Origin of the sequence: Thalassospira sp. UBA848, assembly GCF_002295455.1 — a bacterium.
Taxonomy (GTDB): domain Bacteria; phylum Pseudomonadota; class Alphaproteobacteria; order Rhodospirillales; family Thalassospiraceae; genus Thalassospira.
Genome location: NZ_DBGS01000034.1, coordinates 53,271 through 67,852 on the forward strand (window position 1 = coordinate 53,271; position 14,582 = coordinate 67,852).

The window sequence follows — 14,582 nt, forward strand, 5'->3', positions numbered from 1 at the left end:
TTAGTTGAACCTCGAATTCGGGATGGTTTCTTCGATTTGGGCGGTCGGGGCCGGGATGTCCCAAGTCACAAGGAACGTAGCACCGCCGGCAATCACGGCGATAACCAGCAACAGGATGATGCGCGATAGAATTCTCATTTTGATCCAGACTTCGAAGCGTTTAAGCGAAGGACGCGAATACCAGTATGCGGACGAAAATCAAAGATGCAACAACAGGAACCGCCAATCAATCTGACGATCCGTCCGCGTATCTCCGACCTTTGATCGCATTGGGGTGGTCGCACTCCAATTCGGCAACTTAAAGGCAGTATAAGTGCCTGTTACTCACAGAGAGTTAATGGCATCGCGCAGAACAAGGTTCGGCAAAACGATGCATCGGCATGCCTAAAGTGACTGAAAGGGGCAATTTGGGGCAGTATTTTTGTCGTGTTTTCTGTGCGGTTTGCTTGCGTTCGGGGGCAAGCTGGCCTAAAGATTTGGGTAATTTGTATCTCAATGATTGAACCACAGGACTGCAAACCGAACATGGACAGCAACATTGCCGAGTCGGGTTTGCACGAAGACGTGATCGCCAAAATTCGGGATGGCCTCAAAGGCCGGACATTGGTGTTCATTGGACTGATGGGTGCAGGAAAAAGCTGCATCGGCCGTATGGTCTCCAAGGAACTCGATCTGGATTTTGTCGATGCCGACCGCGAAATTGAAGAAGCCGCTGGCTGCTCGATCGCCGATATCTTCAAGCTGTATGGCGAAGAGGCGTTTCGCGACGGCGAGGAACGTGTAATTGCCCGTTTGCTTGATGGTGAACAGATTGTGTTGGCCACAGGCGGTGGTGCGTTTATTCGTGAACGTACCCGCGAACTCATTCTCGAAAAATCCGTATCGGTCTGGCTGCGTGCCGACCTTGATCTGCTGATGCACCGCACCAGTGGCCGGACGCATCGTCCGTTGCTCAATAACGGTGATCCAAAGCAGGTTCTGGCCGAGCTGATTGATACGCGTTATCCGGTCTATGCCGGGGCAGACATTATTTTTGACTGTGATGAGTCCTCAAAGGAAGCAACCCGTGATGCGGTTCTCGAACTGCTTGCCAAATCCTTTGATGACGATGGTCAATTGATCAAGACAGGAACCTGACAGAGTGAGCAATCACGACACCCTTCGCGTCGAACTTGGCGCACGCAGCTATGATATCCTGGTTGGCAGCAACCTTTTGGCCGACACCGCCAAATATATTGCCCCGTTCGCCAAGAAGGCCGGGGTTGTTGTGATCAGCGATGCGGCCCTTTCCGACAATCACCTGCCAACCGTTCTGGCATCCCTTGACGGGGCGGGGATTAACCATCGCGAAGTCGTCGTACCGTCTGGCGAAAAATCCAAAAGCTTTGCGATGTTTGAAAACGTCGTTGAACAGATTTTGGCGATGGGGATCGAACGTTCCACCCTGATCATTGCATTGGGCGGTGGGGTTGTTGGTGATCTTGCCGGGTATGTCGCGGCGTCTTTGTTGCGTGGGCTTGATTTCGTCCAGATTCCGACAACCTTGCTGTCGCAAGTCGACAGTTCCGTTGGCGGCAAGACCGGAATCAATTCCAAGTCTGGCAAAAACCTGATCGGGGCGTTTCATCAGCCGCGTCTTGTTCTGGCCGACACTTCGGTTCTTGATACGTTGCCAGCGCGTGAATTGCGCTCGGGTTATGCCGAGGTTGCAAAATACGGGCTGATTGATGATCCTGAATTCTTTGCGTGGCTCGAAGAAAACGGGCAGGCGGTTCTTGAGGCTGATGGGCCTGAGCGCCGTCAGGCCGTGATCAAAAGCTGCGCGGCCAAGGCCCGCATCGTTTCCGAGGACGAACGTGAGGGCGGCAAACGTGCGCTTCTGAACCTTGGTCACACCTTTGGGCATGCGCTTGAAGCCGAAACCGGGTACGGCGAAAAGCTTTTGCATGGCGAAGCCGTTGCCATGGGCATGGTCATCGCCCATGACGTTTGCGGTGCCATGGGTATGGCACCTGCGGGCGAGAAGGATCGGATTATTGCCCATCTGAAATCGGTGGGGCTTCCGGTGGCGGCGTCCGAGGTAACGGGCATGCATTGGGATATCGACAAGGTGATCAGTCACATGTCGCGCGATAAAAAAGTCCGCGACGGGGAGATCACCTTTGTTATGACACGTGGTATCGGCAAGGCATTTACATCCAAGGCCATGGATGTCGAGAAGATGCGCGCAGCGATCACCCGGTCTTGCCGGGGCTGAGCAAACATTCGACCCATGACGCGGTCGAATGTCGCCAGTGTGTTGTTGTTAACTTGTTTAACGCCATTTGACCTTATAGATGAACACAGAACAAACTTGCTCTGTTGCAATCACCGTTTGGAGACGGACCTGAATGACGATCACGATTGTCGTGATTTTTTTGCTGTTGATGCTTTCGGCATTCTTCTCTGGCTCGGAAACCGCGCTGACGGCTGCGTCGCGTCCGGTCATGCATCACAAGGAACAGGATGGTGACCCGCGCGCCGGGATCGTCAACAGGCTGCGCCAGTATCAGGAACGTCTGCTGGGCGCGATTCTGCTTGGCAACAACATGGTCAATATCTTGGCCTCTGCGCTTGCAACGTCTGTGATGATCGAACTGTTTGGCGAGAACGGTGTGGTCTATGCCACCGCCGTTATGACCGCCCTTGTTCTGATATTCTCGGAAATTCTGCCAAAAACCTATGCGCTTCAGCATGCCGATACCATGGCGCTGCGTGTGGCGCGCCCAATGAGCGTGCTGGTCGTTCTGTTTGCGCCGATCACCCAGACCATTCAGGTCCTGGTGCAGGCCACCTTGCGCTTGTTTGGCAGTGGCGAGGGACCCGGGCTTGATAGCGAACGCGAATTGCGTGGCGCGATTGAACTGCATGCCGATGACGTGGTGGTTGGTAACCACCATGCGGAACGGACCATGTTGCATGGGGTTCTCGATCTTGAAGATGTTGGTGTGTGGGAAATCATGGTGCACCGTCGCAAGGTGCAGATGATCGATATTTCCCGACCGATGGAAGAAATCCTCGATACCGTTCTGGCAAGCCCGCATACCCGTATTCCGGTTTACGAAAAGGACCCGGACAACATCGTCGGCGTTTTGCATGCACGTGAAGTTCTCAAGGCAATTGTGCGTGGGGCGAAGCCGTCCACCGCCGCGGATGTCCGGGAACTGAGCGCCGAACCCTGGTTCATCCCGGACTCAACCACCCTTGCCGATCAGCTCAAGGCCTTCAAGGAACGTCACGAACACTTCGCCATTGTCGTGGATGAATACGGCGCGTTCGAAGGTGTTGTGTCGCTTGAGGATATTCTCGAAGAAATCGTTGGTGACATTGCCGATGAAACTGACGTCGAAGTGGTTGGTGTACAGCCGCAGGCTGACGGATCGGTCATTGTGCGCGGTGATGTCACCATTCGCGATTTGAACCGTCGCTTCGGGTGGCGCCTGCCGGATGAAGAAGCTGCAACTGTTGCTGGTCTGTTGCTATATGAAACCCGGCGTATTCCCGACGTCGGGCAGCAGTTCCGCTTCCATGGGTTTGAGTTCGAAGTGCTGCGGCGCATTCGCAACCAGATCACCCGTGTGCGGCTTCGTGCCGTCACAGATCCGCTTGGCGAGGAGCAGGAATAAAACCTGCCCTTCCTCGGTGCACGTGCGATGCCGGAAAACCACTATCGCGTAAAAAATTTCAGCTTTATCTACTTATGGGTTAAACTCTTGTTCCAAGGTCTTGACCCAAAGGATTGCAGGGCCACTTGCAAATAAGGGCCCGTCACACTGTGCCATGCAACGACGTCACTATTACCTGACGTCTGCCAGTGTGAAACCAGATGATCTGATCGGGTTTGGGCATGTGCAAACAGCAACCTGCAGAGAGAGATGCATGGATACGAAAATTGTACCGGGTGTGGTCCAGGAACAATCCATCGCGACACTCAATCCCGCCGATTCCGTGATGGACGCCGTCAATATGATGTCGGAACGCAAAATCGGTGCGGTCATCATCGTTGACAATGATGCCAGACTGGCGGGAATTTTTACCGAACGCGACCTTGTTAACAGAGTGGTCGCCAAGGGGCTTGATGCGGCGTCAGTGCCGCTGTCAAAGGTCATGACGGCAAACCCGGATACGCTTAGCCCGGATGACTTGGCTATGAGTGCGCTTGATCTGATGAGTGCCCGGCGATATCGCCACCTGCCGGTCCTCGATGGTGACAAGGTTGTCGGTATGGTGTCGATCCGTGACCTGTTTAACGTGGTCAAACGTCAGCTTGAAGAAGACGTGCGTGAACGTGAAAAGTTCATCTTCGGCTCTGACTACGGGGTAGCATAAACACCCCGGTTCTCAGCAGAACAGCCTGATATCAGCCTGCGGGGATTCTTCCCCCGGGCCTTTCGGTGTGGGTGGAAATTTGGCTGTCGCAAGGATGGTCGAGCACTTTTGTTGCTTGACAGTTCCCACGTGAACGTCTTTACGTTTACGTAAAGGAGATAGTTCCCATGCCATTGTCCAGCCCCACCGAACGTGACCATATCCATACCCGCACGGTGACCTGTCAGGGGTTCCGCCGCAAAGATGGCCTGTGGGATATCGAAGGTCATATCACCGACGTCAAAACATACGCGTTTTCCAATGATGACCGGGGGGAAATTCCCGCGGGTGAGCCGGTGCACGGTATGTGGATACGTGTGACCATTGGCGATGATCTTGTTATCCGCGCGGTCGAAGCGGTAACGGATTACGCCCCGTTTAATGCATGTGATGCAATCACGCCAAATTACGACAAGCTGGTTGGTTTGAAGTTGGGACCGGGGTTGCGCAAACAAATCCGTGACAGGGTTGGTGGCGTGCATGGCTGCACACACCTTAATGAATTAATGGGGCCGGTTGCGACCACGGCCTTTCAGACAGTTTTCCCAATTCTTGCCAGGGAATCCCTTGAAGCACCTGACGCGGCTGACGACAAGCCGCCTCGGCGCAATCCGTTGATCAATACATGCCATGGTTGGCGCAGTGATGGGGCGGCCGTGAAACGCATCGCTCCGGACTTCTATACCGGTGATGATTAGGCCGGGGTCCCTAAAGCTGCGCCTTGTAAGTGCACGCCTGCAGTACAATATCAATCTCATTCGTAACGTGTCTTTGTCAGGTATTTGTGACCATGTTGCGCCGGGATGGAAACTGCAAAAACCATAACGAAATCAGGGTTCAACGTAATCTGTTGTGCATGGTCGCAACGGTAGTCGTCTGTTTGTTTGTGACGGTTGGCATCGCCAATACCGCAACGGCACAGGCGTCGGACAATGATGCGCAGGACGGTTTCCTGATCTTGCAGACAAACCTGCATCCGCCTTATCAGGAACTGCAAAACGGAATGCTGAGCGGATATTCCGTGTCGGTCCTGAACTGTGTGTTCGAGCGGATCGATGTCGGCTATGGCTTTGCCATTGCTCCACGCCAACGTAATCGTGAAATGGTTCGGAATGGCCGGGCGGACGGGTTCTTTCTGGCGCGCATAAGCGAAACCATGGACGAATATGCGGTGGCGACAAATCCGCTGGCGCTTGAGAAATGGATGTGGGTCTCATCGGCAATTAAATCCGATGACCCGCGGGTCAGTCGGCGTCCCAAGCCCGGCGATTTTACGACTGTCGGTGCCATTCTTGGCTCGAACGAGGCCGAATGGCTGACCGAGCAGGGCTATACGGATGTGATGCGGGTTCCCTCGATCGCGTCGCTTGTCGGTCAGGTCGCGGCCGGCCGTGTTGAATATGCCCTTGTTGACAAGAACAGTTTTGAAATCGCCCGCAATGAACTTGGGATGGGGGCAGATAAATTCATGGTGCAGTTCGAGCGCTATGCACCGTTGGTGGTTTACTTCTCCAACAGCTATGTCGCGGCTTTTCCTGATATCCTTGATAAGCTGAATGCAGTGCTTGAGTTTTGTGAAACCCGCCCGATGCGTCTTGAGCCTTGGGAACGCGATGCCATCGAACAGACGCAACTGCCCACCGTTCGTCAGTTCGCAAGTTCACCAGAACTTGTGGCCCACGTACAGGACCAGCTTGCCGGGGCCGAGCAGCCAAAAGAAGATCAGAAACACCTGATCGATGCCGAATGGAAGGCACTTGCGCGAAGCGGACAGTCAAGCGACACCGCAGCCGAGATTCTTCGCAATGACCTGTCGGAACATCTGCGTCGTTTTCAGTCAAGCGTGGGCAATCAGGTGGCAGAGGCCTTTGTCTTTGACGTGCACGGTCAGATCATCGGTATGAGCCGACTGACATCCGACTTTGATCAGAGCGACGAAGCCCAGTTCCAGATGATCGAAAGCATCAATAGAGATCAGGCCCTGATTGCTGATATCTGGTATGATGCCTCAACCCGCACATTCCTGTCGCAAATCACCGTGCCGGTGGTCGATCCGGACACGGGGCGGACGATGGCGGCGCTCACGGTCGGGCTGAACGTTTCCGCCGCACTTCGCCCCGACAGCTGAACGTTTGTCGGGGGCTGCGAAGTTTGGTCGATCAGCCCGCCAGCTTTTTGTATTCATCCGGTGTCATGGTTTTCAAGGCCAGCGCGTGAACGCGATCCTTTAACAGCGCGTCAAGCGCGCTATAAACCATCCGCTGGCGATTGACGCGGTTCTCGCCTTCGAATTTCTCAGATACCACGAGCACGGAAAAATGGGACTCGCCACGCGGGTCGGCCCCTGCATGACCGGCATGTTTGGACGAATCATCATTGATCTGAAGTTCGACCGGCGCGAATTGTTCGGTCAGGATGTCTCGGATCTGATTGGCGACCTGCATTGTAAGGGCCTCTGTTGTCTGGTGATGTTCGCAGATCACTGCGAAACTGATGCGTGCGGACAAGTTCTGTCATGCGATGGCCGTTTTTCAAGCCTTTTATCGCATTTAAAGCGCCCTTATGATATTGCGCGTCGCGAACTTTCAGAACATATAGACGCAAATGAACCGAGGACACCGCAACAAGCGCAAGACGCTCTACCATGACGAACCCGTTCTGCCATCATGTGACTGGCCGGAATGTGACGGGCATGGGGAATTTCGTGCGCCCAAGGATCGCAAGTTGCGCGACTATTACAAGTTCTGTCTGGAGCATGTCCGCGAATACAACAAGTCGTGGAACTATTATGCCGGCATGAAGGCCGAGGACATCGAAAACGACGTGCGTCGTGATACCCACTGGCAACGTCCGACATGGCAGTTCGGTCATATCCGGGGTTCGAAAAAACCGTTCAATTTCAAATTCAAGGACGGGTTCGGCTTCTTTAACGAAGACGGTGACCAAACCCACCATGGACCCGGTGCCGAAGAAAAGGCCAGGGCCGAACGCAAGCGCAAAAGCGAAGATGCCCAGCGTCGCGCCGGTGCCCTGGGCATGCCCGCCGAGCAGCAACAGGCCATGGCCACCCTTGATCTTGGCTGGCCGTTCACCCGTGACGAGCTGAAAGCCAAATACAAGGCCCTTTCAAAGAAGTATCACCCGGATGCCAATGGCGGGGACAAGGCTGCCGAGGAACGCTTCAAACGCATCAGTGCGGCCTATACATCGCTGACACGGTATATTCGCGACCTGGAAGCGCGGGTAACACTGTAATTTTCTGCGAATTTCGATGAAAACCGGTCTATCTGGTTGCAGTTTGCGTACCGGGAATGTCTTATCGAGCAAACCTTTTGCGATAATAGAGATTTTTTGCGCATCTTCCCTTTGTGTGATGCGTCATAACCGCTATTAATGAGCAAGTTTAATGAAACGACCGCGCCACCAGCGCCGGTCCGAAAAATGCGCGAGTACTTATGAGCCAAGGTTACGAAGCGAGCGGTGCAGCGGCTGAACACCCGCTTGATACACCCGATACCACCCTTTCCGTGCGGGAAACGTTCGGAATTGACGTTGATATGGAAGTCCCGGCCTTTAGTCAGGGCAGCGAACATGTGCCGGCAATAGACCCGACCTATCGCTTTGACCGCGATACCACGTTGGCGATCCTGGCGGGCTTTGCCCATAACCGCCGCGTGATGATCCAGGGTTATCATGGCACCGGTAAATCGACCCATATCGAACAGGTGGCAGCGCGCCTCAACTGGCCGTGCGTACGTGTGAACCTTGATAGCCACATCAGTCGTATTGACCTGATCGGCAAGGACGCGATTGTCCTGCGTGATGGCAAACAGATCACTGAATTCCGTGAAGGCATCCTGCCCTGGGCGCTTAAACGCCCGGTCGCGATGGTGTTTGACGAATATGATGCCGGTCGTCCGGATGTGATGTTCGTGATCCAGCGCGTGCTTGAGGTCGATGGCAAGCTGACCTTGCTTGATCAGAACAAGGTGATCCATCCGCACTCGCATTTCCGCCTGTTTGCAACGTCCAACACGGTTGGTCTTGGCGATACCACGGGCCTTTACCACGGTACCCAGCAGATCAACCAGGCCCAGATGGACCGCTGGTCGATCATTGCAACGCTGAACTATCTGTCGGTCGAGGATGAAACCAACATCATCGCCGCCAAGGTTCCCGCGTTCGATGACGCCGAAGGCCGCCAGAAGATCGAGGCAATGGTTGCCCTTGCCAACCTGACCCGTCAGGGTTTTGTGGCCGGTGATATTTCGACCGTCATGAGCCCGCGTACCGTGATTACGCTTGCCGAAAACGCCAAGATTTTTGGCGACGTTTCCTATGCCTTCCGCGTAACGTTCCTGAACCGTTGCGATGAAGTCGAACGTCCGATTCTGGCGGAATATTACCAGCGTTGCTTTGGTGAAGAGCTGCCCGAGGAAGCCATCAATGTGATGGTCCGCTAAGGCGTGACACTCAAGCAGATTGGCGAACTGGTTCCACAAGCGAGTAGTGCAATGAAGAATGATGAGGCTCTTTCCGGCTTCTTGCGCGGTACGGCAGCGACGTTTCGTGCGCTTGCCGGGCGCAATGATCTGGAAGTCGGCTTTGTCAAAGGCGGGCGTCCGGGCGGGTACGGTGAACATGTGCGTTTGCCGATGCCCAAACAGGCCATGCCAAAGGATGAGGTCGCCGATCTGCGCGGTGTAGCCGATGGCTGGGCGCTTAAGATGCGCCATCATGATGCCGCCCTGCACGCCAAGCGCATGCCCGAAACGGCCGAGGCACAGGCAGTTTATGATGCGCTTGAAACCGCACGCGTTGAAGCCGTGGGATCGCGTTATTTCCCCGGTGTGCGCAAGAACCTGCGCGAACATGCCGAACAGGATTGCCATGCCAAGAACTATCACCGTGTGACATCGCGCGACGATGCCCCGTTCGCTGATGCGATCGGGATGTTGGCGCGTGAAATCTTTACCGGTGAAAAGGCCCCGGAATCTGCAGGTCCGCTGATTGATCAGTGGCGTGCGCATATCGAAGAAAATGCTGGTGCTGACCTGACTGATCTGCGCGACATGGTCGACGATCAGGACGCATTTGCACGCGGCATGCGCAAACTGCTTGATCACCTGTCGCTTGAAGATGACCTCGACGATGCCCCGCCCGAACAGGAAGGCGAGGATGACGAGCAAAAAGAAGGCGAAAACGATCCCGATCAGGAAGATATGGAAAGTCAGGGCGGCCAGCAGGGCCAGAATGATGATTCCGAACCTGATGGTGGTGATGATCAGCAAGATGCCGGTTCCGAAGAAGCCGAGGCTGGCGAGGGCGACATCGATGACCAGCAACTTGAAGCCATGTCGCAGGAAGAAAAGCCTGCGGGCCCCGGCGAACAACCGGAATTTGACGGTCGTAACGAACCGGTCGAGCGCGGCTATGAGCCATTCACGCGCGAATATGACGAGGTCGTCACCGCAGATGATCTGTGTGAAAACCTTGAACTGTCGCGCCTGCGCGCGATGCTTGATAAGCAGCTGGCAAACCTTCAGAACGTGGTTTCCAAACTGGCCAACCGCCTGCAACGCCGCCTGATGGCCCAGCAGAACCGTGGCTGGGACTTCGACCTTGAAGAAGGCATTCTAGATGCCGCAAAACTGGCCCGCATCGTCTCAACCCCGTCAACCTCGCTGTCGTTCAAGCAGGAACAGGATACCGATTTCCGCGATACTGTGGTGACGCTTCTGATAGATAACTCCGGCTCCATGCGCGGGCGTCCGATCACGATTGCGGCCCTTTCGGCGGATATCCTGGCGCGCACGCTGGAACGTTGTGGGGTGAAGGTCGAAATTCTTGGTTTCACCACCCGTCAGTGGAAAGGTGGCCAGTCGCGCGAAAGCTGGGTCGAGGCCGGCAAGCCGCCAAAACCCGGTCGTCTGAACGATCTGCGTCACATCATCTACAAGGCTGCCGACACGCCATGGCGCCGGGCACGCAAGAACCTTGGTCTGATGCTGCGCGAAGGGCTGCTTAAGGAAAATATCGACGGCGAAGCGCTGCTTTGGGCGCATGAACGTCTTTTGGGTCGCACGGAACAACGCCGGATCATGATGGTGATTTCCGATGGCGCGCCCGTCGATGATTCGACCCTTTCGGTCAATTCCGGAAACTATCTGGAACGCCATTTGCGCGAAGTGATCGAATGGATCGAAACCAGATCGCCGGTCGAACTTCTGGCCATCGGTATCGGCCATGACGTGACGCGCTATTACCGTCGTGCGGTGACGATCAACGATCCGGAAGAGCTCGGCGGTACCATGCTGCGCGAATTGTCCGATCTGTTTGACGAACAAGGCGCACGTCAGCCGAAACGTCCGATGCGCCATGTGCCTGCCGACAATGCGCAGGCCCGTGATCACGCCACAGGCGATCGCGACCGCTGGTAAGGGCAAAGGTGGATTGAGGATGAGTATCATCACCCGCTTTGCACCAAGCCCGACCGGATATCTTCATCTCGGCCATGCGGCCTCTGCCCTGTTTTCTGCGGGGCAGGCGGGGCCGGATGGCCGTTTTCTTTTGCGGATCGAAGATATCGACCAGACCCGGTGTCGTCCGGAATATCTTGATGCGATTTACGAAGACCTTGCCTGGCTTGGCCTTGAATGGGAAACGCCGGTTCGGGTGCAATCCGATCACTTTGCTGATTATCAGGCGGTGCTTGATCGCTTGTCAGACATGGAATTGCTCTATCCGTGCTTTTGCACCCGCAAGGACATTCAGGCCGAAATCGCGCGCATTGGCAATGCGCCGCATGGGCCCGATGGTGCGCTGTATCCCGGGACCTGTCGGCAGTGTTCGCCAACGCAACGCCAGGAACGCATTGCGGCAGGTGAAAGCTATGCTCTCCGCCTTGATATGGGGGCTGCGACCAAACGGGTGGGCAAGGAGCTGACATGGTATGACCGCGCCGCGGGTAAACAGATTGCCACCCCGGAAATTTTTGGTGATGTGGTTCTGGCGCGCAAGGATACACCAACCAGCTATCATATCTCGGTCACCTGTGATGATGACCTTCAGGGCATTACACTGGTCACGCGCGGCGAAGACCTGTTCTTTGCCAGCCATCTGCACCGGCTATTGCAGGAATTGCTGGGCTATGCCGTCCCGGAATATCATCACCACGGGCTTCTGACAGGCCTGGATGGCAAACGCTTTGCAAAGCGCGACAAGTCCAAGACGCTGCGATCAATGCGTGAAGAGGGGCTATCCCCGGCGGACGTTATCAAACGCGCGGGTCAATTCTGATCGCAGTTATCTTGTGGGATTTCCCGGCCTAGTATAGCAGTTTTGTCATATTCCCATTGTCGTGTGTTAGTACCTACGTATAGGATATTCTAATCGTACGACGATGTCAGAGGCGCAAGACCAGATGGAAAACAACGCTGGCTTGGTCAGGAGGATCGGTAAACGCGTTCTCGACCCGGGCATAGGACTGCATGCCGACGAAGAATTGACTGGCAAGGTTCGGCGCGACTTGCTTGATTTGGCATATCGCAACAATTGGGCGAACGTTCTGGTCAATCTGGCCGCAAGTGCCAGTCTGGTTGTGATGTTCTGGTTACGGGGTGATCTTTCCCGGGGCACGGTAATCTGGTTGCTGGTCGTGACAGTTGTATGCGGCTTTCGCCTCTGGGGCGGCTATCTGTATTGGCTGGTCCGTGAAAATTTCACTGAATTATCGGATGCATTGTTACGGAAATGGCGGTTTCGCTATCAGGCGGGCGTAATTTTCACAGGCCTTTTGTGGTCTGTCGTCGGACTGACCGTAATTCCCACCGTACGTGGCGAAAGCCAGTTCCTGACCATGATCATCATCGCTGGTATGGCTGGTGGTGCGACCGGCATTCTCGCCCCGGTGTTTCTGGTCGGGCGACTTTATCTCTGTGCGTTGCTGTTGCCGCCTGCAGTGATCTTGATGGTAATGGAGGATGCGAGTTACATCCTCGCTGCTCTGGTGCTGGTGTTCCTGCTTGTGATGCTGGTGACCCATCGCAATAACCACGCGGTCCTTTTCAAATCCTTCGTGCTGAAACACCAGAATCAGGAACTGATCGAGGACCTTAAGCAGAAGAACCGCGTTACCGAAGACTGGAATGCAACGCTTGAGGCGCGTGTCGAGCAGCGCACAGAGGAACTGCGCGATCTGGTCGAACATGATGCCCTGACGGGGATCTATAATCGCGATGGGATTGTCGCGTGGTTTGAAAACAGAAAAAGATCAGACGCATTGCTTGATTACGCGGTGCTGTTCATAGATCTGGATCGCTTCAAGCAAATCAATGATGGCCTGAGCCACGCGATCGGGGACGAAGTCCTGCGTGCTGTCAGCATGCGGCTTGGTGAATGTGTTGGTCAACAGCACGCACTGGGCCGGTGGGGCGGGGACGAGTTTCTTATCGTTTTGGCAGCCCCCCATCATGAGCTTCATCCTCTGGTCGAGGACACCGTCGAGCTGGCGCAGCAGGCTGTCAGTCAGCCGATCAATATTGTTGGTCATACGCTTCATGTCGGTTTTAGCACTGGCGTTGCCTTTTCGTCTGGTCGCAACCCGTCGATAGCGGAACTGATCCATTGGGCCGACCTTGCCGCAGCAGAGGTCAAGCGGTCAGGACGGGGCAGTGTGCACAACTATGACAAAATGCTGCTGACCGAACAGGAACGCCGCCTAAGTGTGACACAGGCACTGCGTCGCGCCATGAGCGCTGACGAGTTCAATATCCAGTATCAGCCGGTCATTGATGCCGTCACGGGCGAAATTACCGCATATGAGGCGCTCTTGCGGTGGAACAGCGAGACCCTTGGTCCGGTGTCGCCTGATGAATTTATCCCGATTGCCGAGGAAAGCGCGCTGATCGTTGATATCGGGCAATGGTGCATGCGCCAAGCCTGTCAGGCTCTTCAGGATCATCCTGAAATCCCTGCGACCACGAAAATCGCGATTAACGTGTCGATACGCCAGATCGTGATGCCGAATTTTGCCGATATGGTGTCGCGCATTCTAAAAGAAACGGGCTTGCCTGCGGAGCGACTTGCGCTTGAAGTCACAGAGTCAATTTTCGAAAAACGCCAGACGACACAGATCGCCACCGTGCTTGATCAGCTCCACGCCATGGGCATTGAAATCTTTATCGATGATTTCGGAACCGGGTACTCTTCCCTGTCGCGCCTGCATGAAATTCATGTAGATGCAGTCAAGATCGACAAGTCTTTCATTCTTGCCATGGATGAAAATGCCCGTGTGGTGATCGAGGCCGCGATCCTGATTGCGCATCGTTTCGGTCTAAAGGTCATCGCCGAGGGGATCGAAACCAGCTATCAGCGCGCCGAACTCATGGCGATGGGGGTCGATGCCTGTCAGGGATATTTCTTTGCCCGTCCGGGCGAAATGCCATGTCGTGATATCCACTGGCAGACCGACCTGATCAAACAGGGTGATCGCCAGTCATAATTAAAAAAAAGAACGGCCCACCACGACAAATGGCAGACCGTTACAGGTGCTGTTCTACGGGGGGCAGAATCAGCGACTAAAATCAATCAAGACAAGGAAGCTGACCGGCACAAGTGCGAGGGCCACGTAAATCCAGAAGGATGCGACAGGAACGCCCAGCGCGGCCAGCACGTACCCGGCAAGATACAGCGCCAAGCCAATTACAGCGACCAGCAGAATGCCCAAAAGCGGCAGAGAAACTTTGCTATCTGTTTTCATGTCCCGTCATGCTCCCGAAACGGATTTCTTAACTCATGGTGTCGAACTTACCATGCTGTACGCGCCTGCGTTTTGATCCGTGTCAATAAAGGGATCAGATTGGAACCAAGCCGCCTGAACCGATAAAGACGGGTACTGACATTATATACAGTCATAATAATGTCGGAGAATCGGTGCGCAGGAGTTCGATCAAAATGATGCAATTGCCAGCAATTGAGCACCTTGTTACTGTCGCCCCGGTTTGGCAGGGGGCAGATTCCGTGCGGTTGAGTTGGGTAAAATGCGACCCAAACCACGGATTATCGCCAAAACAGCTCTGATAAGCGTTTTTGTCGCGGTTTTCGCTTGATGAAGGCTTGACGGCATTGGTCAGAGGCGGTAATAACCCGGCTCCAAGCGCGGGCCTGCATGTTCA

General features: G+C 54.8%; 14 protein-coding genes. 11 read left to right on the forward strand and 3 right to left on the reverse strand.

What is annotated here, in order from left to right; genetic code table 11:
- On the reverse strand, window positions 1–138 hold the full coding sequence (locus B2R48_RS04345) for a hypothetical protein (RefSeq protein WP_165374927.1): 138 nt from the start codon (window positions 136–138) through the stop codon (window positions 1–3).
- 387 nt (window positions 139–525) lie between these two features.
- Here B2R48_RS04345 and B2R48_RS04350 point away from each other — a divergent pair, with 387 nt between their 5' ends.
- The 6 genes from B2R48_RS04350 (at window position 526) to B2R48_RS04375 (ending at window position 6,535) form a co-directional block, all read left to right on the forward strand.
- Window positions 526–1,137, forward strand: coding sequence for a shikimate kinase (locus B2R48_RS04350; protein ID WP_296998243.1), 612 nt, complete (start codon window positions 526–528; stop codon window positions 1,135–1,137).
- A 4-nt stretch (window positions 1,138–1,141) separates the two neighbouring features.
- Entirely contained in the window at window positions 1,142–2,257 is a 1,116-nt protein-coding gene (gene aroB, locus B2R48_RS04355) for a 3-dehydroquinate synthase (RefSeq protein ID WP_296998246.1), read from the forward strand.
- 133 nt (window positions 2,258–2,390) lie between these two features.
- Window positions 2,391–3,665, forward strand: a complete 1,275-nt coding sequence (locus B2R48_RS04360) for an HlyC/CorC family transporter (protein WP_062955877.1) — start codon at window positions 2,391–2,393, stop codon at window positions 3,663–3,665.
- Window positions 3,666–3,918: 253 nt separating this feature from the next.
- Window positions 3,919–4,368, forward strand: a complete 450-nt coding sequence (locus B2R48_RS04365) for a CBS domain-containing protein (protein ID WP_296998249.1) — start codon at window positions 3,919–3,921, stop codon at window positions 4,366–4,368.
- A 167-nt stretch (window positions 4,369–4,535) separates the two neighbouring features.
- Window positions 4,536–5,105, forward strand: a complete 570-nt coding sequence (locus tag B2R48_RS04370; protein ID WP_296998251.1) for a DUF2889 domain-containing protein — start codon at window positions 4,536–4,538, stop codon at window positions 5,103–5,105.
- A 158-nt stretch (window positions 5,106–5,263) separates the two neighbouring features.
- Window positions 5,264–6,535 carry a transporter substrate-binding domain-containing protein gene (locus tag B2R48_RS04375; RefSeq protein WP_296998254.1) on the forward strand — a complete coding sequence of 424 codons (1,272 nt, stop codon included), beginning with the start codon at window positions 5,264–5,266 and terminating at the stop codon, window positions 6,533–6,535.
- 31 nt (window positions 6,536–6,566) lie between these two features.
- Here the strand turns inward: B2R48_RS04375 and B2R48_RS04380 are convergent, their stop codons facing one another.
- Window positions 6,567–6,851 (reverse strand): BolA family protein, encoded by a 285-nt coding sequence (locus B2R48_RS04380; RefSeq protein ID WP_213474132.1) that lies wholly within the window; start codon window positions 6,849–6,851, stop codon window positions 6,567–6,569.
- Window positions 6,852–7,011: 160 nt separating this feature from the next.
- Here B2R48_RS04380 and B2R48_RS04385 point away from each other — a divergent pair, with 160 nt between their 5' ends.
- From B2R48_RS04385 to B2R48_RS04405, 5 genes are all read left to right on the forward strand, one after another.
- Window positions 7,012–7,662: a DnaJ domain-containing protein gene (locus tag B2R48_RS04385; protein WP_213474131.1), complete on the forward strand. Its 651-nt coding sequence runs from the start codon at window positions 7,012–7,014 to the stop codon at window positions 7,660–7,662.
- A gap of 200 nt (window positions 7,663–7,862) precedes the next feature.
- Window positions 7,863–8,870, forward strand: a complete 1,008-nt coding sequence (cobS, locus tag B2R48_RS04390; RefSeq protein ID WP_213474130.1) for a cobaltochelatase subunit CobS — start codon at window positions 7,863–7,865, stop codon at window positions 8,868–8,870.
- Between the two features lie 51 nt (window positions 8,871–8,921).
- Complete coding sequence (cobT, locus tag B2R48_RS04395; RefSeq protein WP_213474129.1) at window positions 8,922–10,847, forward strand: cobaltochelatase subunit CobT; 1,926 nt, start codon at window positions 8,922–8,924, stop codon at window positions 10,845–10,847.
- Window positions 10,848–10,866: 19 nt separating this feature from the next.
- Entirely contained in the window at window positions 10,867–11,706 is an 840-nt protein-coding gene (gluQRS, locus tag B2R48_RS04400) for a tRNA glutamyl-Q(34) synthetase GluQRS (protein WP_296998269.1), read from the forward strand.
- 124 nt (window positions 11,707–11,830) lie between these two features.
- A complete protein-coding gene (locus tag B2R48_RS04405; protein WP_296998271.1) occupies window positions 11,831–13,909 on the forward strand; it encodes a putative bifunctional diguanylate cyclase/phosphodiesterase in 2,079 nt (692 codons plus the stop codon).
- A gap of 69 nt (window positions 13,910–13,978) precedes the next feature.
- Here B2R48_RS04405 and B2R48_RS04410 read toward each other — a convergent pair whose 3' ends face one another.
- The gene (locus tag B2R48_RS04410; protein ID WP_062955867.1) at window positions 13,979–14,167 is read right to left on the reverse strand and encodes a hypothetical protein; all 189 of its coding nucleotides are present in this window, start codon (window positions 14,165–14,167) and stop codon (window positions 13,979–13,981) included.
- Window positions 14,168–14,582 lie beyond the last annotated feature (415 nt).

Excerpts from the sequence above, each read along its gene's own strand:
- B2R48_RS04370 (WP_296998251.1), top strand. The coding sequence starts at position 4,536 with ATGCCATTGTCCAGCCCCACCGAACGTGACCATATCCATACCCGCACG.
- cobT (WP_213474129.1), top strand. The coding sequence starts at position 8,922 with ATGAAGAATGATGAGGCTCTTTCCGGCTTCTTGCGCGGTACGGCAGCG.
- B2R48_RS04360 (WP_062955877.1), top strand. The coding sequence starts at position 2,391 with ATGACGATCACGATTGTCGTGATTTTTTTGCTGTTGATGCTTTCGGCA.
- B2R48_RS04385 (WP_213474131.1), top strand. The coding sequence starts at position 7,012 with ATGAACCGAGGACACCGCAACAAGCGCAAGACGCTCTACCATGACGAA.
- gluQRS (WP_296998269.1), top strand. The coding sequence starts at position 10,867 with ATGAGTATCATCACCCGCTTTGCACCAAGCCCGACCGGATATCTTCAT.
- B2R48_RS04350 (WP_296998243.1), top strand. The coding sequence starts at position 526 with ATGGACAGCAACATTGCCGAGTCGGGTTTGCACGAAGACGTGATCGCC.
- B2R48_RS04345 (WP_165374927.1), bottom strand. The coding sequence starts at position 138 with ATGAGAATTCTATCGCGCATCATCCTGTTGCTGGTTATCGCCGTGATT.
- B2R48_RS04405 (WP_296998271.1), top strand. The coding sequence starts at position 11,831 with ATGGAAAACAACGCTGGCTTGGTCAGGAGGATCGGTAAACGCGTTCTC.
- B2R48_RS04375 (WP_296998254.1), top strand. The coding sequence starts at position 5,264 with ATGGTCGCAACGGTAGTCGTCTGTTTGTTTGTGACGGTTGGCATCGCC.
- B2R48_RS04365 (WP_296998249.1), top strand. The coding sequence starts at position 3,919 with ATGGATACGAAAATTGTACCGGGTGTGGTCCAGGAACAATCCATCGCG.
- B2R48_RS04380 (WP_213474132.1), bottom strand. The coding sequence starts at position 6,851 with ATGCAGGTCGCCAATCAGATCCGAGACATCCTGACCGAACAATTCGCG.
- B2R48_RS04410 (WP_062955867.1), bottom strand. The coding sequence starts at position 14,167 with ATGAAAACAGATAGCAAAGTTTCTCTGCCGCTTTTGGGCATTCTGCTG.
- cobS (WP_213474130.1), top strand. The coding sequence starts at position 7,863 with ATGAGCCAAGGTTACGAAGCGAGCGGTGCAGCGGCTGAACACCCGCTT.